Genomic DNA, 24,089 nt, shown 5'->3' on the forward strand with positions numbered 1-24,089 from the left:
CAAAAAAGAGGTTCCTTCAACACAATATCTTGTTAAAAATGGGAATTTTAAAACGGAATCGATTTGATACAGATTAAAAATTATATTTTTGTTCTAAATAGACCAAAGAAATGAAAAAAATATTGAGCCTAGTAACACTAGCACTACTGTTTACCAGCTGTGATGACGGAGATTTAGTACAAGAAGACCTTAGTTTTGACAATGTTGATCCTGTAAAATGTGCTAATAACAACATCATTTACAAGATAAAAGATAATGAAGCTTTTATCATTGATGCTACAGGAATTACATTTCCTACTGAGGAAGGTAGTCAAGAAATCATTATCAGTTCAACCAATCGTGTCCTATACCGCTCGTACAAAGGAACAGTAACATCAGCCACTTTCTGCGAAACGATACCGCCAGCAAATCCAATTGTAAGCAACCAATGGACAGCAAAAGACGGTGGAATAATTGTGATTAGCACTAAAGCAATAAAACCCCCAAACACAACTGATAACAGTACTAGAATCACTGGATACAACCACAATATCAGTTTTAAAAACGTTACTTTTATTAAAGAAAATGGCACGCAAGTGTATGAAACATTTGCTTTTGGAAACTATAAAACCACAGCAACACCTTTGCCATTTTCATTTACCAAAGTGTTAAAGCAATGTCCTACATCCAAACAATTGTACGATAGAAATAGTGCTGAAGCGCTAATTTTAGACATCGACCCAAGCCTAATTAGCAATACACCGACACCTTTAAATACGCCAAGAACAGCATTAATTGGTACTACAACAAACAAACTTACCTACCGATTATTTGGCGGTTTATTGACTGACGATTACTTCTGCAACCCTACTTATCCTGCTACACCTGTAGTGAATGAAGAGTGGTTGGGCGTCGCTGGAGTTGACAATACTAGCGGAATAATTGAAGTTACAACAGCCTCTTTTGGTAACGGATTTAAGCATACAATTGTTCTAAAAAAGGTAAAAATGAAGAAAGGAAATAATGATTTTTTACTAGGTGACAATTACATTTATGGCGAACTTTTAACGACAAATTAAGAGTGAAAATCAGTTAAAAAAACACTGCTTTTTTGAGCCAAAAAATCCCAAATTCTAGTAGGTATTTAATACCATAAAACTAGGATTTGGGATTTTTTTTTGCTTTCAAAAAACGCAAAAAAAGAGCACTTACATTGCGCTTTGTTTGATAAAAACTTCGGTTGCACCTAAACCATATTTTTGATAATTGGCGTCCCTAAAATCGATATTATCATAGCGACCCAATAAAAAATCCAATTCTGATTTTAAGATTCCTTCACCAACTCCGTGTATAAAAATGATTCTCGGAATTCTGTTTCTGATTGCAAATTCAATATGTCGTTTAGCCGTTTCCGTTTGTAAAGTCAAGATATCATAATTTGACATACCACGTTTGTTTGGAACCAACTTTTCGATATGTAAATCGAATTCTGGAGCGGCAATTTCGTGCTTCGATTTCTTTTCTTTCACAAAACTACGCGGTTTTGGAATTTCTTTTTGCTTTGCAACCTCACTTACATTAATTCTTTTAATGTCATTTAGTAAATTACTGGAATCGTTTACTTTAATAATTTCGTTGACAAAAAATGTCATCGTGAAACCATCCTCAGTTTCTATTGTAACTTGGTTCTTTTGAACGCTCAAAACACGTCCACTGATGGCATCATCTAATACCTCTACTCGATCGCCTTTAGTTATCATGCTCTTCTTTTTTATCTTGATTTTTACTCGGTGTTTTAGCGCTTAATCGCATCATGCCAAACATAAAAACTAGAATTGCTCCCACCATTATGTACACATTTTTTTCTTTGCTTATCTGTTCGTTGAAAGCTACTGCTATTGCAACTACCATTATCAGAAGTACTATTTTTTTCATCTTTAAAATATCAGTTTCCAAAAGTACTGAATTTAAAATTGCCTCCTTTATTCTCAAAAAAGTTTCTCTTTTTTTTTGTACTATTGTACCATATGGAACTCGAAGAAATACAAAAATTCATGCTACCTTGTTTAAGCAAAACACTCTTTGGAATTGAGTGTTTGGGTTGCGGTTTTCAGCGGAGTATATTCTTGCTTTTGCAAGGAGAATTTAAAGCCTCTTTCGAAATGTATCCAGCCATTTTTACGAGCTTAATTTTCATTGCTTCGCTACTTCTAAATGCGGTTCATAAAAAAGGGAATTACTCAAAAATGATTTTTGTTTTAGCGGTCATTAACGTATCGATAATGATAGCTGGTTATTACTACAAACATTTTTAAAATTCATTTTTTCGAAAAAAACTTGCCGCGCAATTTATTCGCATACGCACAGATTCTTTTTGATTGTAAAGACCTTTTTTAACAAATTGAATTGAATTCGTGTTTCACTTTTTGCGTAAGCGTACGGCTGTATAAAAATTGTTCAATACCTTTGCAAAAGTTCGCAACGATCTAAATTTTAAAAATAAAAGCAAGTCACAAAATCTTTCAAATAAAATAGACCAAATCATCTCTCAAAAGTTGAAGATGCCTTTACAATTGCTAGGAGTAAAATGAAAGATAAAGTGCATTACAAATTATATCCAATGAAAGCATACCCCTTACTTGAATTAATTGGCAACACGCCTTTAGTCGAATCAAGTCACTTAGTAAAAAATAAAAACGTCAAACTTTTATTAAAGTTAGAAGGAAATAATCCTGGCGGTAGTGTAAAAGACCGAGCAGCTTACAATATGATCAAAGCGGCACTTGATCGCGGTGACATCAAAAAAGGCGACAAGCTTATTGAAGCTACAAGTGGCAACACCGGAATTGCATTAGCCATGATAGCGCAACTTTTTAATATTGAAATCGAACTGGTATTACCAGAAGATTCCACAATTGAACGTACTCTAACGATGAGGGCCTATGGAGCGACTGTTACCTTAACACCAGCCGAAACTGGAATCATTGGCTCAAGAGATTATGCAGACAAAAAAGTAGCAGAAGGCGGCTATGTTATGCTAAACCAATTTGCCAATGATGACAACTGGAAAGCACACTACAACACCACTGGACCAGAAGTTTGGCGCGATACCGAAGGAACCGTAACTCATTTTGTGGCGGCCATGGGAACAACGGGAACAATCATTGGTACCTCAACCTTCTTGAAAGAGCAAAATTCAGCTATTCAAATTGTTGGTGCACAACCAAGCGATGGGTCTCAAATTCCAGGTATTAGAAAATGGCCTCAAGAGTACTTGCCGAAAATTTTCGATGCAAGTAAAGTTGATGTTACAATTGAAATTACAGAAGCAGAAGCGAGAGCTATGACCAAACGTTTGGCACGAGAAGAAGGCATATTTGCGGGCATGAGCAGCGGAGGCTCGGTAGCGGCTGCTTGCAAAATTGCCGAATCAATCGAATCTGGAGTGATTGTAGCCATTATTTGTGATCGCGGGGACAGATATTTATCCTCTGATCTTTTTGATTAATAATGGCCATCTAAAACAGTAATCTTTGCAAAACTTTATATTTATGAAAATGAGCAAATTTATTCCAATTTTTATTTTACTTGTCATGACAACTACCGCTCAGGGTCAGGATTGGCCAAATTTCAGTAAATACAAGTCACAAAACGCGGCACTTGTCACTACTAACAAGAACCCAGGGCGAATTGTTTTTATGGGCGACTCCATAACCGAATTTTGGAGCGCAACAGATTCTGATTTTTTTTCAGGAAAAAACTATATCAACAGAGGCATTAGCGGACAAACCACACCGCAGATGTTGGTGCGTTTTAGAGCAGATGTTATTGCATTGAAACCTGAAGTAGTGCATATTTTAGCAGGAATCAATGACATTGCGGGCAACACAGGACCATCAACTATTGAAATGATTGCTGATAATATTTTTTCGATGGCGGAGCTCGCTAAAATTCATAACATCAAAGTAATATTATGCAGTGTATTGCCTGCATACGATTTTCCTTGGAAACCCAATCAAAATCCAGCTGAAAAAGTTATTGCTCTTAATACAATGCTCAAAAGTTATGCCTTAGCGAACCAAATTGAGTACATCGATTATTTTACCGCAATGAAAGACGATCGCAACGGACTCCAATCAGCTTATTCTGGAGATGGTGTGCATCCCAATAAAATAGGATATCAAGCTATGGCTCCGCTAGCAACCAAAGCCATTCAAAGAAGTTTGAAATAAAATCAATAAAAAAAGGCTCAAATTCATACTGATTTTGAGCCTTTTTTTTACAAAATAAATCGTTCTAATTGACAAGTGTAGCTGAACTTGATATAGTTGCGTTTAAAACCTTTGAAATCGGACAGTTCTTTTCCGCCTTGGTCACTAATTCTTGAAAAGCATCTTCTGAAATATCCTGTACTTTTGCTTGCACCGTTAAATGAGAAGTTTGTATGGCTCCATCAACAAAGTCAATATCGCACTTGGTTTGTATTTGGTCTATTGCAAAACCAGCCTCTGTAATGTAAGCCGTTAATTGCATCGTAAAACAGCCCGAATGCGCTGCTGCAATCAATTCTTCGGGATTTGTACCTACTCCTTCATCAAATCTTGATTTAAATGAATATTGCGTATCGTTCAGAACAGTACTTTGCGTACTCAAGTGACCAGCCCCTTCTTTTAAAGTTCCTTTCCAAACAGCGGTTGCATTTCTTTTCATAATAGTTTGTTTTTAGTTTATGTGTTTTATCAAAGATAGACGGAAGTCTTTGAATCAACTGTTTAGAACCTTTTTTTAACACAAATTTGACTTAGCGAAGTTCCTCATTTGATCCTAAAAGTTGCCAATCCAAAAAAAATAATTTCGAAATTACAGGAAACACGCAATCGAATTTTGTAGTAAAATAATTAACTTTGTTAAGAACAGTTCAGTTTCAAAACTTTTAAGAATCATTAAAACCTTGTCAATGTCAGATTTCATCAATAAGCAACTACTTCAATTTGTATCATTTTTAAAAAACCCAACAGACGAAACTCCTTTGCCAACAACATTTGCGTCAAAGTTTAAAATAGTACTTTCATTTTTTTTACTTGAAATACCCGTAATGCTCGTTTTGATTTTAATTATTAGCGGTCTAGAAAATGCTAAATTAATTAATACAGATAATCACTCAATCGAAGCATTATTAAAAACTGTACCGACAGCGGCGCTCTTTTTTATAGTTGTCATTATTGCGCCACTGTTTGAAGAACTCATATTCAGATTGTACCTGCGCTATGAAACAAATTTTGCAATTGGTTTAAGTATTGGCTTTGCTCGTTTTTTTGGTCAAGAAAAAGCAAAAGAGGTTGATTTAAGTTTGAAAGAGAGTTGGTTGCGTTTTTACCCCAAAATATTTTACTTTTCAGCATTCCTATTTGGCCTTGTTCATCTCGTAAATTTTGAAATTACAACAGCAATCCTTTTACTTTGCCCTATTATAGTGGCACCGCAAATAGTATTAGGATTAGTAATTGGGTACTTGAGAGTTCGTCACGGCTTCTGGACTGGATTTCTGATGCATGCTTTCCATAATTTTGTATTTGTGGGTATCAGTGTCATAGCTCTTAAAACAAGTCCTGACCTTGAAAAAAAGAAAATTTCGCAGCAGAGAATCATAGAATGGAACTCAAGCCAAGAATGCAGAGTCAACAATACTTTAAAACACGAAAAAGTATTTCAGCGAAACAACGATAATACATAGCAATTGTAACGAAACTGAAATTTTCCCAAACAAATGAATTGTGAGGTATAAAATCATGAGCCATTTTGATGCACAACAAGAGCATCAGCAAGGCTTTTCTCTCTCAAAAAAATATAATGTAAACTTAGTAAATAAAAACATGTTAGTCAAAACTAGGTAAGCTAATTGTAAACGTAGCTCCTTTATTTACCCCAACGCTTACAGCAGAAATTTCTCCGTCAAACTTCTCTACAATTTTCTTGCAAAGATAAAGCCCAATACCTGTAGAATGTTCTCCTGCGGTACCAGTTCTGCTCCTACTTGTGAATTTTTGAAATAGTTCAGGTACTTTGTCAGGATCAAAACCAATTCCATAATCTTTTATTTCAAAAATAATTCTTTGGTTACTTTCAAAAACAGAAAACTCAATATGACTATTTTCAAATGAAAACTTAAGCGCATTAGCTACTACATTTACTAAAACTCTGGTCAGTAAATCAACATCAATTTTTAATTTTACTGACAGCAATTTTATGTTTTGCTGAAATGTAATATTTTTAGATTTTAATTTAGCCTCCATTTCAAGTTGTATTTGTGCAACAAGAGACTCAATAGAAACAGAAGTTAATTTTTTACTTTTTTTAGATACCTCTTCTTCTGCATGAATTAGTTTAATAAAAGAACCAATCAACTCTAATTGATGCGTCATTGAAACCTCAATTAAATGCGCAAACTCAGTTACCTCCGCCGATCCTTTTTCGTCAACGATCAAAGTCGCAAGTGTTTTTGCATTTGCAGCAAAAGCTCTAAGATCATGCGACAAAAGATAGACTAAATCTTGTTTGTCATCGATGAAACGTTCATTTTCAATAACAGCACTTTGTATATTTGCCAAAAGCAACCCTGCCTCATCCTGAAAATTAGTAGGTAACTGCGGGATAATTCTTTTTTTACGATATTTTTGGAGTGCTTTAGAAGCAAGCTCAATTGGTTTAATTAATAATTTAAGCGCCCATAAAGTAATTGAGGTGGCAAGCAAAGTAACCACCAGAATGAAATAAATGGCAGACTCTGCCGTAAAATGCTCTTTGCCAAAAAGTACAAAAAACACCAATCCAATTAAAGGCAAGTGAATCCCAACAAAAGCAACAAATAAAAATTTGAAGGCATACCTTTTTTTAAGGAAAGAAATTTTTGATAACTGACTGTAAAATTGCATTTTATAAATTTTAAATGTAAAAATGGAAGCTCAACGAAAATAATTAAAATCAATAAGCTATTTCTTATTTAAATCATAAGAAAAAGTTAAAGCTTTTATTGTAATTGAAATGAGGTACGATGAAATTACTTACTTGGTTTTAGAAATAGACAAAATAGCACAAATTGATTAAAAATATGGAATTACATAGCAATCCAAAAAAATTATTAAAGTTATAAACTCCATTACGCAAGCACATCCTTTACTTGAAAACAATAGGACTTAAAAATATTTCACAATTTAAATTCAAAAAACCATTCAATCCCTTATTTTTGCAGCATGGCTAAGAAAAATACAGACAAAGTTGTCTTTCATCAAATAAAAGTCCTTGATGCTGGTGCAAAAGGCGTATCGGTAGCAAAAGCTCCTGATGGTAAAGTAATTTTTATCCCGAATGTAGTTCCGGGTGATGTAGTTGATGTACAAACTTTTAAAAAGCGTAAAGCGTATTACGAGGGAAAAGCAGTGCATTTTCATGAATATTCAACACATCGCGTTGATCCTGTTTGTGAGCATTTTGGTGTTTGCGGAGGATGCAAATGGCAAAACATGAACTACAACCAACAATTGTTTTACAAACAAAATGAGGTTCAAAATCATTTACAACGTATCGGAAAAATTGAATTACCAGAGTTCGAAAATATTCTTGGTTCTGAGAAAAAGTTTTTTTACCGAAACAAAATGGAATTTTCTTTCTCGAACAGTCGCTGGTTAACTCAAGCCGAAATCGACAGTACAGATGATTTAGGAAATCGCAATGCCTTAGGTTTTCATATCCCGAAAATGTGGGATAAGATTTTAGACATTACCAAATGCCACCTTCAAGAAGATCCATCAAACGCAATTAGAAACGAAGTACGTGACTTTGCTAATGCAAACGGATTGACATTTTTCAACCCGAGAGAGCACGCTGGATTGCTAAGAACTTTAATGTTGCGTACAGCTTCTACCGGTGAAATCATGGTGTTGATTCAGTTTTTTGAAGATAACAAAGAACAAAGAGAATTATTACTTGACCATTTATATGCTAAATTTCCGCAAATTACTTCTTTACAGTTCGTAATCAATAACAAAGCGAACGATACTTTGTACGACACCACCATTGAATTGTACAAAGGAAGAGATTACATCCTTGAAGAAATGGAAGGATTAAAATTCAGCATTAATGCCAAGTCTTTTTACCAAACCAACTCTGATCAAGCTTACGAATTATATAAAATTACTCGCGATTTTGCAGGACTTACCGGTAACGAAGTAGTGTATGATTTATATACAGGAACGGGGACAATTGCGCAATTCGTATCTAAAAAAGCGAAAAAAGTAATTGGTGTCGAGAGTGTTCCTGATGCTATTAAAGACGCCAAAGCAAATGCCGTAAGAAACGAGATTACCAACTGTGAGTTTTTTGTTGGAGACATGAAAGTGGTTTTCAACGACGCTTTTATTGCACAACACGGACAACCAGATGTAATTATTACTGATCCACCGCGTGACGGAATGCACAAAGATGTAATTGAGCAAATCATGAAAATTGCACCTCAAAAAGTAGTTTACGTAAGTTGTAATTCGGCTACACAAGCTCGTGATTTGGCTTTGATGGATGAAAAATACAAAGTAACTCGCGTGCGTCCTGTTGATATGTTTCCGCAAACGCATCACGTTGAAAATGTTGTTCTTTTAGAGCTAAGATAAACGCGACAGTTTCATTTTTTGCCAAAATTAGGCGTGTAGCTATAATAATTTTGCTTTAACAATGTTTGCCATCAAGTACAAAAATATGCAAATGAAAAAAATAGTAGTGTTCATCATGCTCTTGGCGTGTGCTTTCTCATCTTGTGAAAAGGATGATATTTGCGATGCGAATACACCAACCACTCCCCGACTCATTATCGAATTCTATGATTTCGATAATCCTTCGGTGCTAAAAAACGTATCCAACTTGAGAGTCATTGGCCAAGGAATGACCGAACCGCTATTGTTTGGTGGTGCTCCTACTACTAGCGGAAGCAAAATTGCTTTGCCCTTGCGAACTGTGGGTACCACCACAACATTCAGCCTAACACTCAACTCCGGAAATTCAAATCCTGCTTTGATTGACGAGGATATCATCCGTTTTGATTACAGCACACAGGAGTTATTTGTATCAAGAGCGTGCGGCTACAAAAGTAACTTTACATTAGATCCAACTACGCCTTTTACACATACAGACCCTATTGCGGCTAACCAAAGATGGATCCGATTTATTTCAGTTGAAAAAAACAGTATAACTAACGAAAATGAAACACACCTTAAAATCTTTTTTTAGTAGTTTGCTTTTCTTTTCGATAGCGATCACTACTGCACAAGAAACAACAACAAAAGGAGAAATTCCGAAAGCACCAAAAGCAAATACTGCTGCACCTGCAGTTAGTATTCAAAAACCGCTGAGCACTGCAATTATCAATGATACAGTGAAAAAAGCCACTGTGGTGCCACCCAAAACAGATCGTTATGGGGTACGAGTAGGTCTTGATTTGTACAAAATCACAAGAGGTTTGTATGACCGTGATTACAAAGGATTAGAACTTGTTGGAGATTACCGCTTGACTAAAAAATATTTTTTAGCGGCTGAATTAGGTAACGAAAATAAAACCACTGATGACGATCGTGTAAACTTTACAACAAAAGGTTCGTATTTAAAAGTAGGTTTTGATTACAACGGTTACGAAAATTGGCTGGATATGGAAAATATCATTTCGATTGGTTTGCGCTACGGATTCAGTACTTTCAATCAACAATTGAATTCGTATCGAATTTACAATGCCAATCCGTATTTTCAAGAAACACCAACTATAGCTTCTGGACGAAAATTCGAGGGATTGTCAGCAAGTTGGATCGAAGTAGTTGCAGGAATAAAAGCTAAAGTTTTTGATAATGTTTTTATGGGATTCAGCCTTCGCTTAAACCGATTGGTTACCAACAAAGAACCTGATAATTTTTCAAACCTATACATTCCCGGATTCAACCGAACTTATGACGGTAATTTTGGAGTTGGATTTAATTATACCGTGACGTATTTTGTTCCTATCTTCAAAAAGAAGGTAGCACCAAAAGTAGTGATAAAAAAATAACCGCCAATTGGCGGTTATTTTTTTGATGCAGTTTCAACTACGATCCTATTTCTTTAAATCCTTTTATAAAAAGCCATTTCATATACAACTTCTCGCCATCTTTAGTTTTAACAGCTTGAAATTTTGGTGCAACTAACGTTCCTATTACAAATGCGGTCAACGGAATCCAAATCCCTGTTAAATTGGTGTATTCATCAATGGCATAACGCGCTGCGATAAATAAAACCGCAAAACTAGCCAATTGGTAAACAAATGCTTGTACTTGTTTTTTTGTCATTTCTCTATTTTTTTGAAAATATAAATCAACTTATAAAATTAAGCCTCTTCTGCTGCTTGCTCACCGTCGACTTTACCAACTGCTGCAAATTTCGTTCGCTTACTACCTTCGTACATTTCGTATTTAGCCAATCGAGCTTCTAGTCCGGCATTAAATAATTTAATTTTACGAGAAGGTTTCAATCCCACAAACTTTAAGGCTTCTAGATTTGCTGTAATCATCCAAGCATTGGTCCCTGGATAATTTTTCTTTAAAGTATCACCTATATTTTTGTAAAATGCTTCCATATGAATATCCAAACGCTCATCATAAGGCGGATTGAATACGATATGCAATTTGCCTTCAGAAGTTTTTTCCGAATCGAAAAAGTTAGCTTCACTTATCGATACATAATCCTCAAGATTTGCATTCTTGATGTTTTCTTTTGCTTTTAAAACCGCACTTGGCGCTTTGTCATAGCCTTTTATGGTATAATGAAACTCACGCACACGCTTAAGCAAACTATCTGTAATGGCATCGAATAAGTCATTATCCCAGTCGTTCCATTTTTCAAACGCAAATTGTTTTCTGTTGATATTCGCCGGAATGTTGCAAGCAATCATGGCTGCTTCGGCCAAGAAAGTCCCTGAACCACACATTGGATCTAAAAAATCCGATTGGCCATCCCAACCAGAAAGCAATAAAATACCCGCTGCCAGCACTTCATTTATAGGCGCAATGTTGGTAGCTGTTCTATAACCACGTTGGTTCAACGCATTACCAGAAGTATCTAAAGCCACCGAAACTTGATCTTTGTCAATATGAATGTTGATGCGCAAATCAGGATGCACTTTGTCAATACTTGGGCGTTGTCCCGTACGTTCTCTAAACTGATCTACAATAGCATCTTTACATTTTTGAGAAACAAACTCAGAGTGGTTAAAATAGGTAGAATGCACCGTTGTGTCAATCACAAAGGTTTGATTGGCTTGCAATAATTTTGACCAATTCATGCTCGCAATACCGCGATACAAACCTTGTTCGTTATTGGCTTTAAAGAAATATATAGGTTTTAAAATTTTTAAAGCCGTACGCAAAGACAAATTCGCTTTGTACATAAAACCTTTATCCCCTTTAAAACTAACCATTCTTACACCTTGCTCCACGTTTTGTGCGCCAAGCATTTGCAATTCTTTTGCTAATATTTCTTCAAAACCAAAAAAGGTTTTGGCAATCATTTTAAAATTATTTTCCATTGTAAAATCAAGTATTCGTTGCAAAAATACACTAAATTTGCATCAATCGAATTAATTGAAAAAGAATAAATGTCTGCAGATCAAAATACGTCTCAAGAAAACCAAGAACTTTCTAAAGCCAATTGGTACACTTCCTGGTTTGACACTCCTTATTACCACATCCTTTACAAAGACCGTAATTACCGAGAAGCGCAGCTTTTCATGGATAATTTAACGCACTACCTTAACTTACCTGAAAAAGCCAAAGTTTTGGATTTAGCCTGTGGCAAAGGCCGTCATTCTATTTACTTGAATCAATTAGGATTTGATGTTTTGGGTGCCGATTTATCTACTAACAGCATTGAAGCAGCTAAGAAAAACGAGAATAACAATTTGCACTTCAAAGTACACGACATGCGCGTTCCTTTTGAAGAAAAATTCGATGCTATCTTTAATCTTTTTACCAGTTTTGGGTATTTTGAAAATGACGAAGACAATTTAACAACCCTAAAAGCCATCAAAGAAAGTTTATCTGAGTACGGCTTTGCAGTGATTGATTTCATGAACGTTAATCAGGTGTTGAACACACTGGTACCCGAAGAAACAAAAACCGTTGACGGAATCGATTTTCACATCACCCGTTACTTGAAGGACGGACACATTTACAAAGAAATTCAATTTCAAGACCAAGGGCAAGACTACCATTTTACCGAAAAAGTAAAAGCACTCACCCTAACCGACTTTGAAAACCTTATGGAAGAAGCCGGAATTTATCTCTTAGACCTTTTTGGCGATTATAAATTGAAAAAATTCCATAAAACAGAGAGCGAACGATTGATTATGATTTTTAAATAGGAAACGATTGTTATGTATCACAACTACAAAATGAAAGTGTAGTTGCAGATTAAAACAACAATTTATTCGTTAAGCAAAGCCCATGAATTACCTATTGCCCTTACTTTCTGTTTTACTTGGTTACATCATAGCACTTGCGCTAAAACCAAAAAACAAAACCAACTTAAAATTACTACTCGCCTTTAGCGGGTCGTTTTTGTTGTCGCTTACAGTAATGCATTTGCTGCCTGAAATTTACGAAAGTAGCATAAGCAATATCGGTTTGTTTATCATGTTAGGGATATTGTTCCAAATTATTTTAGAATTCTTCTCCAAAGGCGCAGAGCACGGACACGTTCACGGCAAAGCCAGCATGAGCCAAATTCCGTGGTTGCTATTCATCAGTTTGTGCATACATGCCTTTCTCGAAGGCTTTCCGGTAAGCCATCACCACGATTTAGCATTAGGAATAGCCATTCATCACCTGCCAATCGCTATTATTTTGACTACGTTTTTCATTAACGGAAATCTCAATAAAACGGCCATCTTTTTCTTCATGATCACTTTTTCGGTCATGACACCTTTGGGCACCTTTTTATCTGATTATCTGCCTATTTTAAATCGATATTACGCCGAGCTAACCGCAATTGTGATCGGAATTTTATTCCACATCTCCTCCACCATTATTTTTGAAAGCAGCGAAGGCCACAAATTCAATATCGCCAAGGTTTCCATGATTGTAATTGGTATTGCATTGGCATATTTTTTATAAATTTACAAGGTGGGCGTGCCCGCCAAAAAAAGGCGGTCGGGCTATCCGCTGCAATCTTTTTTCATTTCGCTACCGCTGCATGATAAAAGGATTTCCGCTTTTATCCCTCACGCGCGACCCGAATCAATAGAGAATTTTGTGCTTTGGCACCCAAAATACAGTAGCAATGGAATTTACAAAAACCACCGAACAAGCCTCCAAATACGACCACTTAGAAAAAATGTCGGTTCAGGAATTGTTAACCAACATCAACCAAGAAGACCAAACCGTACCACAAGCAGTGGCAAAAGCCATCCCGCAAATAGAAGCCCTAGTTCAAGAAATTGTACGCAAAATGCAGCAAGGCGGGCGTTTGTTTTACATTGGCGCAGGAACATCCGGCCGCTTAGGAGTAGTTGATGCCTCCGAGTGTCCGCCTACTTTTGGAGTTCCATTTGATTTGGTTGTAGGTATCATTGCAGGTGGCGATGCCGCGATACGCAAAGCCGTTGAAAACGCCGAAGACAATGCCACCCAAGCTTGGCTTGACTTACAAGCTTTCAACATCAATACCAACGATGTCGTTATCGGAATCGCTGCTTCAGGCACTACGCCCTACGTAATTGGCGGTTTACAGGCTTGCAACCAAAATAACATAACCACCGGAAGCATTTCATGTAATGCCAACAGTCCGCTTTCGCAAACCGCACAATTCCCAATTGATGTAGTTGTAGGTCCGGAATTCGTAACCGGAAGTTCACGCATGAAAGCCGGAACAGCACAAAAACTAGTGCTAAACATGATTTCTACTACAAGCATGATTCAGCTCGGAAAAGTAAAAGGAAACAAAATGGTCGATATGCAGCTCAGTAACAACAAACTTGTTGATCGTGGCATTAAAATGATCATGGACGAAATTCCGGTGACCTACGAGCAAGCATCTGCCTTATTATTGGAACACAAAAGTGTGCGACAAGCGGTGATGAATTATGGTGAAAGAGGTTACTAGTTGACTCTAATTCTAAAAAAAAATCCGTGATCAGATTATCAACATTCGAAGATAACTCATTTGAGCCTTTTCAGACCTTAACTGAAGAAACTTACATGCTTCTAAAACAGGATAGTGCAGTTTTAACGAAATCGTATACTCAATTTGTTGTTTTCAAATACCTTCAATTAAATCTAAAAGATTACGCTGACTTTGTATCAGAGTGGACAAATGTACCAGCCTACAAAATGGATTTAATGATTTCGACTAATATTCATTTTGTGTTAGAATTTAATAAAAGAATTTCTAACGTTTTAATGAGTTTCAAATTCTTTTTGGATAACGCAGAAACGTATCTTAAAAGAAAACACGGTAAAGATTCTAAAATAGCTAAAGATTTTACAGAACTTACTAATAATTTATTCGACAATTCCTTTGCATATCGTTTTCTATCTAAACTTAGAAACTATTCAGCGCATTTAGGATTTCCTTTAGAAGTTGTTTTATTCAAAATTGATTACAATAATGAATTTCCGGAATCAAGCAAACATTCTTCACAATTACTTCTAAATTTAGAATCCCTAAAAAAAGAAAAAAAATTATTTAGTAGTATAGTTTATCGAGATCTCGATAAAATGACAGAAGATTTAGATTTGATTCCGTTAATAAAGGAATTATCTTTTCACATTATATCAATTCAAAAATTCATTTATTTTAGTGAACGTAATGAACTTGATGAAGCTATTGAAAATATTGATTTTTTTGTTGGAAGTAGAAAAACGAAAAATAATCAAATCAAAGTTTACACCTATGAAAATACCAACAATAATTCCACAATGAAAATTTTTGATATACCTTACGAGATTTTAGAAGAATTTAAAAACACATATAAAAACTGGTGCTGACACTCGCTATATAATCACTTTACTATTTTTCAATTAACGACAAAATTGTTTTGTGTTTAAAAGTTGCAAAAACTAAGACCTCAAAATTACAAACCGCATAAACTATCACTATGAGCACCAACAGAGTACTTTTATCCAAAGGAGTTAAATATTTAGCGGGCTCGTTGCCGCTGTTATTTATTGGACCGTCCTTGATTTATAATGCCTTCATGAACCAAGGAAATGTTTGGCATTATTTAATTCTTGCTATAGGTATTGCAGCCTGCGGTGCCGCGATGTATTGCATGTTTAAAGGCCTAAAAATAATCATGCAAAGCTTATTTAACGATTAATGGAAGAATTACTCTATTTTCAAAAAAAATTCGATAAAATCGTGCTGCCTTCCTACAGACTCACCAACCGTGAGTTTGAAGATTGTGTTTTTACCAACTGCGATTTCTCTTCGAGCAATTGGTCGCAAACCACTTTTATGGATTGTGAGTTTATCGATTGTAATTTGGCGCTAATTCAAACCGCTGGCTGCAGTTTCAAAAATGTACAATTTACCAATTGCAAATTACTAGGCATTGCCTTTGATCAATGTGCTGATTTTTTGTTTCAAGTTAGTTTTCAGGATTGTAACCTAGATTACGCCTCGTTTGCCAATAAAAAAATGCCGAAAACTAATTTTATGGCGTGTTCTCTCAAAGAAGTAAGTTTTGTTGGTAGTACACTTACTGGCTCTAGTTTTGAAGATAGTATGCTGGAAGGCGCAATTTTCAACAATACACAATTAGCCTCGGTAGATTTTACCAAAGCAAGCAATTATAAGATTGACCCCGAATACAACCCGATGCGCAAAGCTAAATTTTCGGCGCAAGGAATTGTGGGATTATTGGATAAATATGATATCAAAATAGTTTAATTTTACCCCAGATGGCAGTGAAAACTGGGTTGCTGTTTTTTGCGCTCTTTTTCTTGGCCAAAAAGAGCGACCAAAGGAAGCTCCTTTTGGGGCAATAGAAAAAAAGCAAAAAACGCAACACGTTGCAACGAACAGCTGGAATAGGTTCTAAAAAAAACAAGAATGAAAAAAATTATTGCATTAGTAAGTATTTTTATGTTGGCTTCCTGCTACGAGCAAGAACGCAATTGTAAGGATTTTAAAACCGGAAAATTCAAGTTTGAATACGAGGTAGATGGCGTTAAAAAAACGACTGTTTTTGAGCGCAACGACAGTATTGAAATTGAAACTTTTGAAGGAAAAACAGATACAGCTAGTATTAGATGGGTGAATGATTGCGAATATGTTTTGCTCAAATTGCACCCAAAAAATATGGCCGAAGAAAAGGCGATTGGCATGAAAATTTTAACCACCACTAAGGATTCTTACACATTTGAATTCGGGATGGTAGGCTCTGATGCTAAACAGCGTGGTACGGTAACGAAAATTAATGATTAATTTAGACTTTTAAACACTATAAAATGGAAGTATTTTTGAACCCAGATGCTTGGGTAGCCTTATTAACCTTGACTTTTCTTGAAATTGTTTTGGGAATTGACAACATTATTTTTATTTCGATTGCAACGGGTAAATTGCCAGTAGAACAACGCAAGAAAGCCACCAAAATTGGTATGTTTTTGGCCATGTTCATGCGTATTGCGCTATTATTTGGTATCAATATTTTGATTCAAATGAAAGAGCCTTGGTTTCATATTGATTTGCCTTGGTTTTCGGCAGGAATTACGGGTCAAAGTTTGATTCTTTTTGGCGGTGGATTGTTCTTAATTTACAAAAGTACCAACGAAATTAGAGAGAAAGTAGACGAAAAAGGCCATGAAGAAAAAGAGTTGGGCAAAGCCGCAACCAAGTCGTTTCAAAATGTAATTTTTCAAATCATTTTAATTGACCTTGTATTTTCTTTTGATAGTATTTTGACTGCCGTGGGGATGACCAATGGTGTTGAAGGCGCACTTTATATTATGATTACTGCCGTTATTATTTCAGTACTCGTGATGATGCAGTTTGCAGTTCCTGTTGGAAATTTTGTAAACAAACATCCATCGATTCAAATTTTAGGATTATCTTTTTTGATCTTAATTGGGATGATGTTACTTACTGAAAGCGCACATTTATCTAACGCTTTAATCTTTGGAAGTCATGTAACTCCAGTGCCAAAAGGCTACTTGTACTTTGCGATTTCGTTCTCATTATTAGTAGAAGTACTGAATATGAAAATGAATAAAAGTAAAAGTAAATCGTAAGAAGTGAGAAGTGAATGGTGAGTTGTGAATGGTGAGTTGTGAGAAGTGAACTCAAATTCATTTATAAAATAGAATGCCCCCAAATAGTATCGCACTATTTGGGGGCATTTTTTATGGAGAATAAATTAATCTAAACTCATGGTGATTTGACCATCATCGTCAAGTTGTACCGGACCTGCATCTTCATCGCTTAAAACAGTTGGTTCAGGAACCTCTTCTACTGGTTCTTCATACGGCAGTGGATCTAGCAAATTGACTTGTTTTAATTTATCAGTAGTCAATTGATTACCCTGTGCTTTGAATCCTTTTACGGCGATAAAAGCCTCTACATCTACAATTTGATTTTCTTTTTGAACGCCTTTTACTTTTGCAAAAATCAATTCGGCAACGGGTCTGTAATCGGTTGAAACAATTTCGAGTCTTGAATTAGCATGCTCTGAGATGAAGGCTTCTTCTTTGTTTTCGGTTTCTACCAAAAAGCGTTTGATGTAGTAGCGTTCTTTTTCACCGTCGTAATAAATAGCCGAAATAGGTTTTTTCGGATTCCATTTCTCCAAAACAATCATGTCTTGATCAAAATGTGTGGTTAATTCAGGCGTAATCACTTTTAATTTCCCTGATTGCGAAACGATCAAAATTTTATCTGAAGGTCTGAATTCACCGAGTAATTCCCCACGTCCGTCTACATTTAAACGTTGTACCGTATCGTCAAACCAAACTTTACGAGGCAACAAAGTAGAAATTCCTTTTTCTTTCAGTTCAATCTTTTTGATTGGGTATTTGGTAACTAAATTTCCTTTTGAACTTCGCCCTTTGATGGCTAAGTTAGCAAAGTCAATATCAAATTTTAATTTTTTGATAGTTCCCACTTGGCGCAGCAAAATAGTAATTACCTCAGCCTCTCCGTTTGGATTGCATGAAAAGTATACAATTTGAGATCCCGCAGTTTCATTGGTTAAATCATATGGCTTATCACGCGTAACGCCCGATACATTAAAACGTTTGATGTACGATGGACCCGATTTTCCGTCGCGGTAAATCAAGTTGTAAATCGTACGCTTGTCGCTCTTGTCAAAAATAGCTACGTGAATAATATCTTTTCCTACGAAAGTCTTTGCATCGACTTTGGTGATCATCATTTTTCCATCGCGCATAAACACAATCACATCATCAATATCAGAACAATCGGTGACGTATTCGTCTTTCTTTAAACTAGTCCCCACAAAACCTTCCTCGCGGTTGACATACAGTTTAGTGTTGCGTAAGACTACTTTTGTTGCTTCGATATCATCAAAAATGCGCAATTCGGTTTGGCGTTCGCGTCCTTTACCGTATTTCTCTTTTAACTTGGTGAAATAGGCAATTGCAAAATCGTTTAAGTTTGCTAAATGATGCTCTACTTCTTGCATTTCGGCTTCTAACTTGGCAATCATATCGTCAGCCTTATCGGAGTCAAAACGCGTGATACGAATCATCGGAATCTGCGTTAAGCGCTGCAAATCGTCATCATTAATTTCTCTAACAAATGATTCTTTGAAAGGCTCAAAACGATCGTACAAATAGGTATACAGCGCTTCTCTATCACCATATAACTTAAAATCAATGTACATTTCTTCGCGAATGAAAATTTTCTCTAGTGTTGAAAAGTGCCACTTGTTTTTTAATTCTTCGAGTTGAATTTCGAGTTCTTGCTTCAATAAATCAACGGTTCTTGCGGTTGAAATGCGCAACATTTCAGAAACCCCAATAAACAAAGGTTTGTTATCTTCAATCACACAACCCAAAGGTGCAACTGATGTTTCGCAAGCTGTAAAAGCAAACAAAGCATCAATAGTTTTGTCTGGAGAAACTCCTGGAAAAAGATGAATTAAAATTTCAACTTCGGCAGCAGTATTGTCTTCAATTTTTTTGATTTTGATTTTGCCTTTTTCATTGGCTTTCAAAATACTATCAATTAAAGTGGTCGTATTGGTCGAAAACGGAATTTGCGTAATCACCAACGTATTTTTATCTAATTGGGCAATTTTGGCACGAACGCGTACACGTCCGCCACGCATTCCGTCATTGTAATTCGATACATCAGCAATACCTTGCGTCAAGAAATCTGGGTATAAGGTAAATGGTTTTCCTTTTAATATTTTAACCGAAGCATCGAGCAATTCGTTGAAATTGTGCGGCAACACTTTCGTGGAAAGTCCTACAGCAATCCCTTCTGCTCCTTGTGCCAAAAGCAACGGAAACTTAACAGGAAGATTGTTTGGCTCAGCACGACGACCGTCATACGAAACACCCCAATCGGTAATTTTTGGAGAATACAAAACCTCCAAAGCAAACTTGGATAAACGCGCCTCAATGTAACGCGAAGCCGCAGCGCCATCGCCTGTTAAGATATTTCCCCAGTTTCCTTGGCAATCAATCAATAAATCTTTCTGGCCAATTTGCACCATAGCGTCACCAATACTCGCATCTCCGTGAGGGTGATACTGCATGGTGTGCCCTACTACATTGGCTACCTTATTATAACGACCGTCATCCAACTCTTTAAGTGAGTGCATGATTCTACGTTGTACAGGTTTAAATCCATCCTCAATAGCAGGTACGGCACGTTCCAAAATTACATACGAAGCATAATCCAGAAACCAATCTTTGTACATGCCCGTAACCTTGGTTATGGTATCGCCTTCTTCATTATTGTTTTCGTAAAAATGCTGCATGCCACTCGAGGTTTTTATGTCTTCGAAACCAGCGTCGTTACTTACATCTTCATTTTCTTCTCCCTCAGGAATTGTATTTTCTTCTTCTTCGTCTTTCATTTATTTTGATTCCGAAATTAATTGTATTAAATCTTCTCTGCTAGGCAGAATTGTTTTGTATTTACTGGCAAATATTTGCTCATTATTTTCAGGCAAAGTATACTCGACAACCAAATCGCTTTTGTTTTGGCAAAGCACAATTCCAATCGTTTTATTTTCATCCTCCAAACGCATTTCTCTGTCATAATAATTGACATACATTTGCATTTGTCCTAAGTCTTGATGCTTTAATTCCCCTATTTTTAAATCAATTAGAACAAAACATTTTAATATTCGGTTATAAAAAACCAAATCGATTCGAAAATGTTTATCATCAAAAGTAATTCTATTTTGTCTCGCCACAAAAGTAAAACCGTGACCTAATTCTAATAAAAAATGCTCAAGTTTATCAATGATTTCCTCTTCTAGTTCCGATTCGGAATACTGATGCAATTCAGGTAAGCCTAGAAATTCTAAAATATAAGGATCTTTAATAATATCTTTTGGTTTCTCAATAATTTGACCTTTTTCAGAAAGTTTCAAAATCCCTTCTTTATCCCTGCTCAAAGCCAATCGTGTATAAAGTGCCGAATCATATTGTCTTTTTAACTCACGAACACTCCAATTGTATTTTTCTGATTCTATCTCGTAAAAACGCCTTTCCTTTTCATCATCAATTCGAATCAAAAAATTATAATGAGACCAAGTTAATTTGAAGATCAAAGTTAGTCTTGCTGATTTTAATCGGTCATTTTGTGATAATCTAAATTCACTTTCTCTTATTTGTAATTCCGTAGACAGTGACTGTGATTTTACATTTTCAGAAATCGTAGACACTGTCAACGAATTTGCATAAATTGTATAAAACTTTCTGATTCTCTCTAGATTTTCAACTGAAAACCCTTTCCCAAACTCAGTAGTTAACTCTTTAGAAAGTCCTTTCAATAATTGCTTCCCATATTCTGCTCGGTTGTTTCCATTTTGTTCTTCTTCAACAATCATTCTTCCAATTTCAAAATAGGTATAGACCATCGTTGAGTTTACAGTGCGTAAAACTTGCGTTCGAGCATTTTGTAGTAACTCAACAACTTGAGAAAACAAAACTTTATTTTTAAGCTTTTCCTCGAATATACCTTCTTCGTCTTTCATTAAAAATATGCTATTGAATGGTAATTTTGTATATTTTTTTTCTGTTTTGCTAAAAAGAATAGTTCTCCTTACAGATATGTTCTACAACTTCAACTTTATTTCCGCTTGCATCAACGTGATTTTTAACGATTTTACCGCACTCTTTATGATCATTTGATAAATTAATGAAAAATAATACTGAAACAGCTAGAGTAAAAATTGAGCCAAATATTAGAGTAATTTTGTTCATACTTCCTTTTTTAATTAATGTTTGTCAATTAGTTAAAACCTTTACTTTTAAAAAAATTATATTCTTTTGCTCCATTTCCATCTCCATATTCTACAAAAAGTTTTATTCCAAATTTTCGAAAAAGCTCAGCCATATCAGCATAACAATATTTTTGGAATCCTTCTAAATTACTTGAATTTCTTGAACCAATACAACTCGTACAAAACTCATTGTAACCAATGATTCTATTCTTTTCATCTCTAAACAAGATCATATGCCTTGGATTATAACACCCCGCTTCCATCTCTTGGGGAATACAAGTATCACTAATCAACAGATTAATAAGTTCTTTCTCTTGACTTTTATTTAAAATTACTCTCTCTTGAATCATTGTACTATCAAAAGTAAATTTATAATTATCAACTACTACTTTATATGAAGCAGACTCACCCTTGTATTTTATAGTATCCCATACTACCCTATTATAATACGAAACCAATTCAATCTTAGAGAACTTCTTTATTGGAAAATCTCTTTTATTAATTATTTTACTAATTGATTTTTCGATAGGAATCCCTTCCGACTCTAGTGACTGCTGTACATTTTCATTTTTACAACAAACCAATAATAAAATAGCAACAAAAAATATTATTCTCCGCATAAACTAAATATCCTAATTAAAATCATTCCTCTACCAAAGCATCCAACTCCACCTTCAAGTTCTTGATAATAAACTCTTGTCGGTCTGGCGTATTTTTGCCCATATAAAAGGAAAGTAACTGCTCAATCGACGTATTTTTATCCATCATAATAGGATCTAAACGAATGGTTTCTCCAATAAAATTCTTGAACTCATCTGGTGAAATCTCTCCTAAACCTTTAAATCGGGTGATTTCTGGTTTTGGTTTTAATTTTTCAATAGCATCTTTACGCTCTTCTTCAGAGTAACAATAAATCGTTTCCTTCTTGTTTCGAACCCTAAAAAGTGGCGTTTGCAAAATATACAAATGTCCTTCTTTGATTAGTTCAGGGAAAAATTGCAAAAAGAAAGTAATCAATAACAATCGAATGTGCATTCCATCGACATCGGCATCGGTAGCGATTACAATGTTGTTGTAACGCAACTTTTCGAGACCATCCTCAATATCCAAAGCGGCTTGCAGCAAGTTGAATTCTTCGTTTTCGTACACAATTTTTTTACTCATTCCGTATGAGTTCAGCGGCTTTCCACGCAAACTAAACACGGCTTGCGTATTCACATCACGAGACTTGGTAATGGATCCCGAAGCCGAATCTCCCTCGGTAATAAAAAGTGTACTCTCTAAGTTTCTAGGATTTTTAGTATCGGGCAAATGCGCACGACAATCTCTTAATTTTTTATTGTGTAGGTTGGCTTTTTTAGCACGATCTGTAGCTAGTTTACGTATTCCAGATAACTCTTTTCGCTCACGCTCCGCCTGCAAAATTTTGCGCAATAATGCCTCAGCAGTTGGTGGATTTTTATGTAAATAGTTATCTAATTTATTTTTGATAAAATCGTTTACAAACGTACGAACAGAAACTGGCGGCGTGCCATCATCTGATCCCATATCTGTGGAACCTAATTTAGTTTTGGTCTGCGACTCAAATACCGGCTCCATTACCTTGATACTAATGGCACTCACAATCGATTTTCGCACATCCGATGCTTCGAAGTTTTTGTTATAAAACTCTCTGATTGTTTTTACAATGGCTTCTCTGTAAGCTGCCAAGTGCGTTCCTCCTTGTGTTGTGTTTTGACCGTTTACAAACGAGTGGTATTCCTCACTGTATTGCGTTTTACTGTGAGTAAGCGCAATTTCAATATCATGTTCCTTGAGGTGAATAATTGGGTATTCCTGGTCTTCGACATTGATTGTTTCTTCTAACAAATCACGAAGTCCGTTTTCCGAAATGTATTTTTCGCCATTAAAAATAATCGTCAAACCATTGTTCAAGTAACAATAGTTTTTGACCATTTTGATCACATATTCCAAACGGAATTTGTAATTTTTAAAAATGGTTTCATCAGGCGTAAAAGTTACTTTAGTTCCTTTACGCTTTGTGGTATCAATTATATCTTCTTCAAGGACTAAATTTCCGGCCGAAAACTCAGCAGCTTTTTGCTTATCATCTCGAACCGATTCTACCCTAAAATAATTCGACAATGCATTGACAGCCTTGGTACCCACACCGTTCAAACCAACCGATTTCTGGAATGCTTTAGAGTCGTATTTACCACCCGTGTTCATTTTCGAAACCACATCAACGACTTTCCCTAACGGAATTCCACGGCCGTAATCACGCACCGAAACCGTTTTGTCGCGAATAGTCACCTCAATCGTTTTGCCCGAACCCATGACAAACTCATCGATACAGTTGTCAAGAACTTCTTTTAATAAAATATAAATACCGTCATCTGGCGAGGAGCCATCACCTAATTTCCCGATATACATCCCGGGACGCATACGAATGTGCTCTTTCCAGTCGAGTGACCGAATATTATCTTCGGTATATTGATTTTGATTGGACATGGTAAAAATTGTGGATTTTAACTTCGTTCAGTTAGGCCTTCGCTATTCGCCTAGCCCTCGAAAGCGCTAATATAGCGCATCTCAAACTATATAAAAAGCAGATGCAGGCAAAGTT

27 protein-coding genes are annotated in these 24,089 nt (G+C 35.8%); 16 read left to right on the top strand and 11 right to left on the bottom strand.

Annotated features, from left to right (window positions below):
• Positions 1-110 precede the first annotated feature (110 nt).
• Positions 111-1,058, top strand: coding sequence for a hypothetical protein (locus tag KBJ98_RS07070; protein WP_210789031.1), 948 nt, complete (start codon positions 111-113; stop codon positions 1,056-1,058).
• 129 nt (positions 1,059-1,187) lie between these two features.
• On the opposite strand, the gene KBJ98_RS07075 is transcribed toward KBJ98_RS07070, so the two are convergent.
• The gene (locus tag KBJ98_RS07075) at positions 1,188-1,739 is read right to left on the bottom strand and encodes a Smr/MutS family protein (protein ID WP_210789033.1); all 552 of its coding nucleotides are present in this window, start codon (positions 1,737-1,739) and stop codon (positions 1,188-1,190) included.
• Positions 1,729-1,890 carry a hypothetical protein gene (locus tag KBJ98_RS07080; RefSeq protein ID WP_225899079.1) on the bottom strand — a complete coding sequence of 54 codons (162 nt, stop codon included), beginning with the start codon at positions 1,888-1,890 and terminating at the stop codon, positions 1,729-1,731. Before KBJ98_RS07080 ends, KBJ98_RS07075 begins: the two co-directional genes overlap by 11 nt.
• A gap of 143 nt (positions 1,891-2,033) precedes the next feature.
• On the opposite strand from KBJ98_RS07080, the gene KBJ98_RS07085 reads away from it, so the two are divergent.
• From KBJ98_RS07085 to KBJ98_RS07095, 3 genes are all read left to right on the top strand, one after another.
• A complete protein-coding gene (locus KBJ98_RS07085; RefSeq protein WP_225899085.1) occupies positions 2,034-2,294 on the top strand; it encodes a DUF2752 domain-containing protein in 261 nt (86 codons plus the stop codon).
• Positions 2,295-2,599: 305 nt separating this feature from the next.
• Positions 2,600-3,487 (top strand): cysteine synthase CysM, encoded by an 888-nt coding sequence (gene cysM / locus KBJ98_RS07090; RefSeq protein WP_210789042.1) that lies wholly within the window; start codon positions 2,600-2,602, stop codon positions 3,485-3,487.
• A gap of 43 nt (positions 3,488-3,530) precedes the next feature.
• Positions 3,531-4,211, top strand: a complete 681-nt coding sequence (locus KBJ98_RS07095) for an SGNH/GDSL hydrolase family protein (protein ID WP_317192485.1) — start codon at positions 3,531-3,533, stop codon at positions 4,209-4,211.
• Positions 4,212-4,275: 64 nt separating this feature from the next.
• On the opposite strand, the gene KBJ98_RS07100 is transcribed toward KBJ98_RS07095, so the two are convergent.
• Entirely contained in the window at positions 4,276-4,689 is a 414-nt protein-coding gene (locus tag KBJ98_RS07100; protein WP_210789043.1) for an OsmC family protein, read from the bottom strand.
• 247 nt (positions 4,690-4,936) lie between these two features.
• On the opposite strand from KBJ98_RS07100, the gene KBJ98_RS07105 reads away from it, so the two are divergent.
• Positions 4,937-5,713 carry a CPBP family intramembrane glutamic endopeptidase gene (locus KBJ98_RS07105; protein WP_210789044.1) on the top strand — a complete coding sequence of 259 codons (777 nt, stop codon included), beginning with the start codon at positions 4,937-4,939 and terminating at the stop codon, positions 5,711-5,713.
• A 142-nt stretch (positions 5,714-5,855) separates the two neighbouring features.
• Here KBJ98_RS07105 and KBJ98_RS07110 read toward each other — a convergent pair whose 3' ends face one another.
• A complete protein-coding gene (locus KBJ98_RS07110) occupies positions 5,856-6,911 on the bottom strand; it encodes a sensor histidine kinase (RefSeq protein ID WP_210789045.1) in 1,056 nt (351 codons plus the stop codon).
• Between the two features lie 318 nt (positions 6,912-7,229).
• On the opposite strand from KBJ98_RS07110, the gene rlmD reads away from it, so the two are divergent.
• The 3 genes from rlmD (at position 7,230) to KBJ98_RS07125 (ending at position 10,060) form a co-directional block, all read left to right on the top strand.
• The gene (gene rlmD, locus KBJ98_RS07115) at positions 7,230-8,642 is read left to right on the top strand and encodes a 23S rRNA (uracil(1939)-C(5))-methyltransferase RlmD (RefSeq protein ID WP_210789047.1); all 1,413 of its coding nucleotides are present in this window, start codon (positions 7,230-7,232) and stop codon (positions 8,640-8,642) included.
• 91 nt (positions 8,643-8,733) lie between these two features.
• The gene (locus KBJ98_RS07120) at positions 8,734-9,255 is read left to right on the top strand and encodes a DUF6452 family protein (protein WP_210789049.1); all 522 of its coding nucleotides are present in this window, start codon (positions 8,734-8,736) and stop codon (positions 9,253-9,255) included.
• Positions 9,227-10,060, top strand: a complete 834-nt coding sequence (locus tag KBJ98_RS07125; protein ID WP_210789051.1) for a DUF6048 family protein — start codon at positions 9,227-9,229, stop codon at positions 10,058-10,060. Before KBJ98_RS07120 ends, KBJ98_RS07125 begins: the two co-directional genes overlap by 29 nt.
• Positions 10,061-10,097: 37 nt before the next feature.
• On the opposite strand, the gene KBJ98_RS07130 is transcribed toward KBJ98_RS07125, so the two are convergent.
• Both KBJ98_RS07130 and KBJ98_RS07135 read right to left on the bottom strand, forming a co-directional pair.
• Positions 10,098-10,337 carry a hypothetical protein gene (locus KBJ98_RS07130; RefSeq protein WP_210789053.1) on the bottom strand — a complete coding sequence of 80 codons (240 nt, stop codon included), beginning with the start codon at positions 10,335-10,337 and terminating at the stop codon, positions 10,098-10,100.
• A 38-nt stretch (positions 10,338-10,375) separates the two neighbouring features.
• On the bottom strand, positions 10,376-11,572 hold the full coding sequence (locus tag KBJ98_RS07135) for a THUMP domain-containing class I SAM-dependent RNA methyltransferase (RefSeq protein ID WP_210789055.1): 1,197 nt from the start codon (positions 11,570-11,572) through the stop codon (positions 10,376-10,378).
• 69 nt (positions 11,573-11,641) lie between these two features.
• Here KBJ98_RS07135 and KBJ98_RS07140 point away from each other — a divergent pair, with 69 nt between their 5' ends.
• The 8 genes from KBJ98_RS07140 (at position 11,642) to KBJ98_RS07175 (ending at position 17,273) form a co-directional block, all read left to right on the top strand.
• The gene (locus KBJ98_RS07140; RefSeq protein ID WP_210789057.1) at positions 11,642-12,406 is read left to right on the top strand and encodes a class I SAM-dependent methyltransferase; all 765 of its coding nucleotides are present in this window, start codon (positions 11,642-11,644) and stop codon (positions 12,404-12,406) included.
• 82 nt (positions 12,407-12,488) lie between these two features.
• On the top strand, positions 12,489-13,157 hold the full coding sequence (locus KBJ98_RS07145) for a ZIP family metal transporter (RefSeq protein WP_210789060.1): 669 nt from the start codon (positions 12,489-12,491) through the stop codon (positions 13,155-13,157).
• Between the two features lie 166 nt (positions 13,158-13,323).
• A complete protein-coding gene (gene murQ / locus KBJ98_RS07150; RefSeq protein WP_210789062.1) occupies positions 13,324-14,145 on the top strand; it encodes an N-acetylmuramic acid 6-phosphate etherase in 822 nt (273 codons plus the stop codon).
• A gap of 26 nt (positions 14,146-14,171) precedes the next feature.
• The gene (locus KBJ98_RS07155) at positions 14,172-15,029 is read left to right on the top strand and encodes a hypothetical protein (protein ID WP_210789063.1); all 858 of its coding nucleotides are present in this window, start codon (positions 14,172-14,174) and stop codon (positions 15,027-15,029) included.
• 110 nt (positions 15,030-15,139) lie between these two features.
• Complete coding sequence (locus KBJ98_RS07160) at positions 15,140-15,361, top strand: DUF6095 family protein (protein ID WP_166137439.1); 222 nt, start codon at positions 15,140-15,142, stop codon at positions 15,359-15,361.
• Positions 15,361-15,933, top strand: a complete 573-nt coding sequence (locus tag KBJ98_RS07165; RefSeq protein ID WP_210789065.1) for a pentapeptide repeat-containing protein — start codon at positions 15,361-15,363, stop codon at positions 15,931-15,933. Before KBJ98_RS07160 ends, KBJ98_RS07165 begins: the two co-directional genes overlap by 1 nt.
• 162 nt (positions 15,934-16,095) lie before the next feature.
• Positions 16,096-16,470 carry a DNA topoisomerase IV gene (locus KBJ98_RS07170; RefSeq protein WP_166137433.1) on the top strand — a complete coding sequence of 125 codons (375 nt, stop codon included), beginning with the start codon at positions 16,096-16,098 and terminating at the stop codon, positions 16,468-16,470.
• A gap of 23 nt (positions 16,471-16,493) precedes the next feature.
• A complete protein-coding gene (locus tag KBJ98_RS07175) occupies positions 16,494-17,273 on the top strand; it encodes a TerC family protein (protein ID WP_210789067.1) in 780 nt (259 codons plus the stop codon).
• Positions 17,274-17,398: 125 nt separating this feature from the next.
• On the opposite strand, the gene KBJ98_RS07180 is transcribed toward KBJ98_RS07175, so the two are convergent.
• From KBJ98_RS07180 to KBJ98_RS07200, 5 genes are read right to left on the bottom strand one after another with little or no spacing between them, the layout of a single operon-like run.
• Positions 17,399-20,086, bottom strand: a complete 2,688-nt coding sequence (locus KBJ98_RS07180; RefSeq protein ID WP_210789070.1) for a DNA gyrase/topoisomerase IV subunit A — start codon at positions 20,084-20,086, stop codon at positions 17,399-17,401.
• A complete protein-coding gene (locus KBJ98_RS07185) occupies positions 20,087-21,214 on the bottom strand; it encodes a PDDEXK nuclease domain-containing protein (RefSeq protein WP_210789072.1) in 1,128 nt (375 codons plus the stop codon).
• A 49-nt stretch (positions 21,215-21,263) separates the two neighbouring features.
• Positions 21,264-21,443, bottom strand: a complete 180-nt coding sequence (locus KBJ98_RS07190; protein WP_210789074.1) for a hypothetical protein — start codon at positions 21,441-21,443, stop codon at positions 21,264-21,266.
• Positions 21,444-21,471: 28 nt separating this feature from the next.
• Positions 21,472-22,083 carry a hypothetical protein gene (locus tag KBJ98_RS07195; protein WP_086453204.1) on the bottom strand — a complete coding sequence of 204 codons (612 nt, stop codon included), beginning with the start codon at positions 22,081-22,083 and terminating at the stop codon, positions 21,472-21,474.
• Positions 22,084-22,105: 22 nt separating this feature from the next.
• Positions 22,106-23,974, bottom strand: coding sequence for a DNA topoisomerase IV subunit B (locus tag KBJ98_RS07200; RefSeq protein ID WP_210789076.1), 1,869 nt, complete (start codon positions 23,972-23,974; stop codon positions 22,106-22,108).
• Between the last annotated feature and the right edge of the window lie 115 nt (positions 23,975-24,089).

It is taken from the genome of Flavobacterium erciyesense (assembly GCF_018069925.1).
GTDB lineage: Bacteria > Bacteroidota > Bacteroidia > Flavobacteriales > Flavobacteriaceae > Flavobacterium > Flavobacterium erciyesense.

Excerpts from the sequence above, each read along its gene's own strand:
- KBJ98_RS07185 (WP_210789072.1), bottom strand. The coding sequence starts at position 21,214 with ATGAAAGACGAAGAAGGTATATTCGAGGAAAAGCTTAAAAATAAAGTT.
- KBJ98_RS07130 (WP_210789053.1), bottom strand. The coding sequence starts at position 10,337 with ATGACAAAAAAACAAGTACAAGCATTTGTTTACCAATTGGCTAGTTTT.
- KBJ98_RS07160 (WP_166137439.1), top strand. The coding sequence starts at position 15,140 with ATGAGCACCAACAGAGTACTTTTATCCAAAGGAGTTAAATATTTAGCG.
- KBJ98_RS07135 (WP_210789055.1), bottom strand. The coding sequence starts at position 11,572 with ATGGAAAATAATTTTAAAATGATTGCCAAAACCTTTTTTGGTTTTGAA.
- KBJ98_RS07120 (WP_210789049.1), top strand. The coding sequence starts at position 8,734 with ATGAAAAAAATAGTAGTGTTCATCATGCTCTTGGCGTGTGCTTTCTCA.
- rlmD (WP_210789047.1), top strand. The coding sequence starts at position 7,230 with ATGGCTAAGAAAAATACAGACAAAGTTGTCTTTCATCAAATAAAAGTC.
- KBJ98_RS07075 (WP_210789033.1), bottom strand. The coding sequence starts at position 1,739 with ATGATAACTAAAGGCGATCGAGTAGAGGTATTAGATGATGCCATCAGT.
- murQ (WP_210789062.1), top strand. The coding sequence starts at position 13,324 with ATGGAATTTACAAAAACCACCGAACAAGCCTCCAAATACGACCACTTA.
- KBJ98_RS07170 (WP_166137433.1), top strand. The coding sequence starts at position 16,096 with ATGAAAAAAATTATTGCATTAGTAAGTATTTTTATGTTGGCTTCCTGC.
- KBJ98_RS07145 (WP_210789060.1), top strand. The coding sequence starts at position 12,489 with ATGAATTACCTATTGCCCTTACTTTCTGTTTTACTTGGTTACATCATA.
- KBJ98_RS07095 (WP_317192485.1), top strand. The coding sequence starts at position 3,531 with ATGAAAATGAGCAAATTTATTCCAATTTTTATTTTACTTGTCATGACA.
- KBJ98_RS07180 (WP_210789070.1), bottom strand. The coding sequence starts at position 20,086 with ATGAAAGACGAAGAAGAAGAAAATACAATTCCTGAGGGAGAAGAAAAT.
- KBJ98_RS07140 (WP_210789057.1), top strand. The coding sequence starts at position 11,642 with ATGTCTGCAGATCAAAATACGTCTCAAGAAAACCAAGAACTTTCTAAA.
- KBJ98_RS07125 (WP_210789051.1), top strand. The coding sequence starts at position 9,227 with ATGAAACACACCTTAAAATCTTTTTTTAGTAGTTTGCTTTTCTTTTCG.
- KBJ98_RS07085 (WP_225899085.1), top strand. The coding sequence starts at position 2,034 with ATGCTACCTTGTTTAAGCAAAACACTCTTTGGAATTGAGTGTTTGGGT.
- KBJ98_RS07110 (WP_210789045.1), bottom strand. The coding sequence starts at position 6,911 with ATGCAATTTTACAGTCAGTTATCAAAAATTTCTTTCCTTAAAAAAAGG.
- KBJ98_RS07190 (WP_210789074.1), bottom strand. The coding sequence starts at position 21,443 with ATGAACAAAATTACTCTAATATTTGGCTCAATTTTTACTCTAGCTGTT.
- KBJ98_RS07175 (WP_210789067.1), top strand. The coding sequence starts at position 16,494 with ATGGAAGTATTTTTGAACCCAGATGCTTGGGTAGCCTTATTAACCTTG.
- KBJ98_RS07105 (WP_210789044.1), top strand. The coding sequence starts at position 4,937 with ATGTCAGATTTCATCAATAAGCAACTACTTCAATTTGTATCATTTTTA.
- KBJ98_RS07070 (WP_210789031.1), top strand. The coding sequence starts at position 111 with ATGAAAAAAATATTGAGCCTAGTAACACTAGCACTACTGTTTACCAGC.
- cysM (WP_210789042.1), top strand. The coding sequence starts at position 2,600 with ATGAAAGCATACCCCTTACTTGAATTAATTGGCAACACGCCTTTAGTC.
- KBJ98_RS07080 (WP_225899079.1), bottom strand. The coding sequence starts at position 1,890 with ATGGTAGTTGCAATAGCAGTAGCTTTCAACGAACAGATAAGCAAAGAA.
- KBJ98_RS07195 (WP_086453204.1), bottom strand. The coding sequence starts at position 22,083 with ATGCGGAGAATAATATTTTTTGTTGCTATTTTATTATTGGTTTGTTGT.
- KBJ98_RS07165 (WP_210789065.1), top strand. The coding sequence starts at position 15,361 with ATGGAAGAATTACTCTATTTTCAAAAAAAATTCGATAAAATCGTGCTG.
- KBJ98_RS07100 (WP_210789043.1), bottom strand. The coding sequence starts at position 4,689 with ATGAAAAGAAATGCAACCGCTGTTTGGAAAGGAACTTTAAAAGAAGGG.
- KBJ98_RS07200 (WP_210789076.1), bottom strand. The coding sequence starts at position 23,974 with ATGTCCAATCAAAATCAATATACCGAAGATAATATTCGGTCACTCGAC.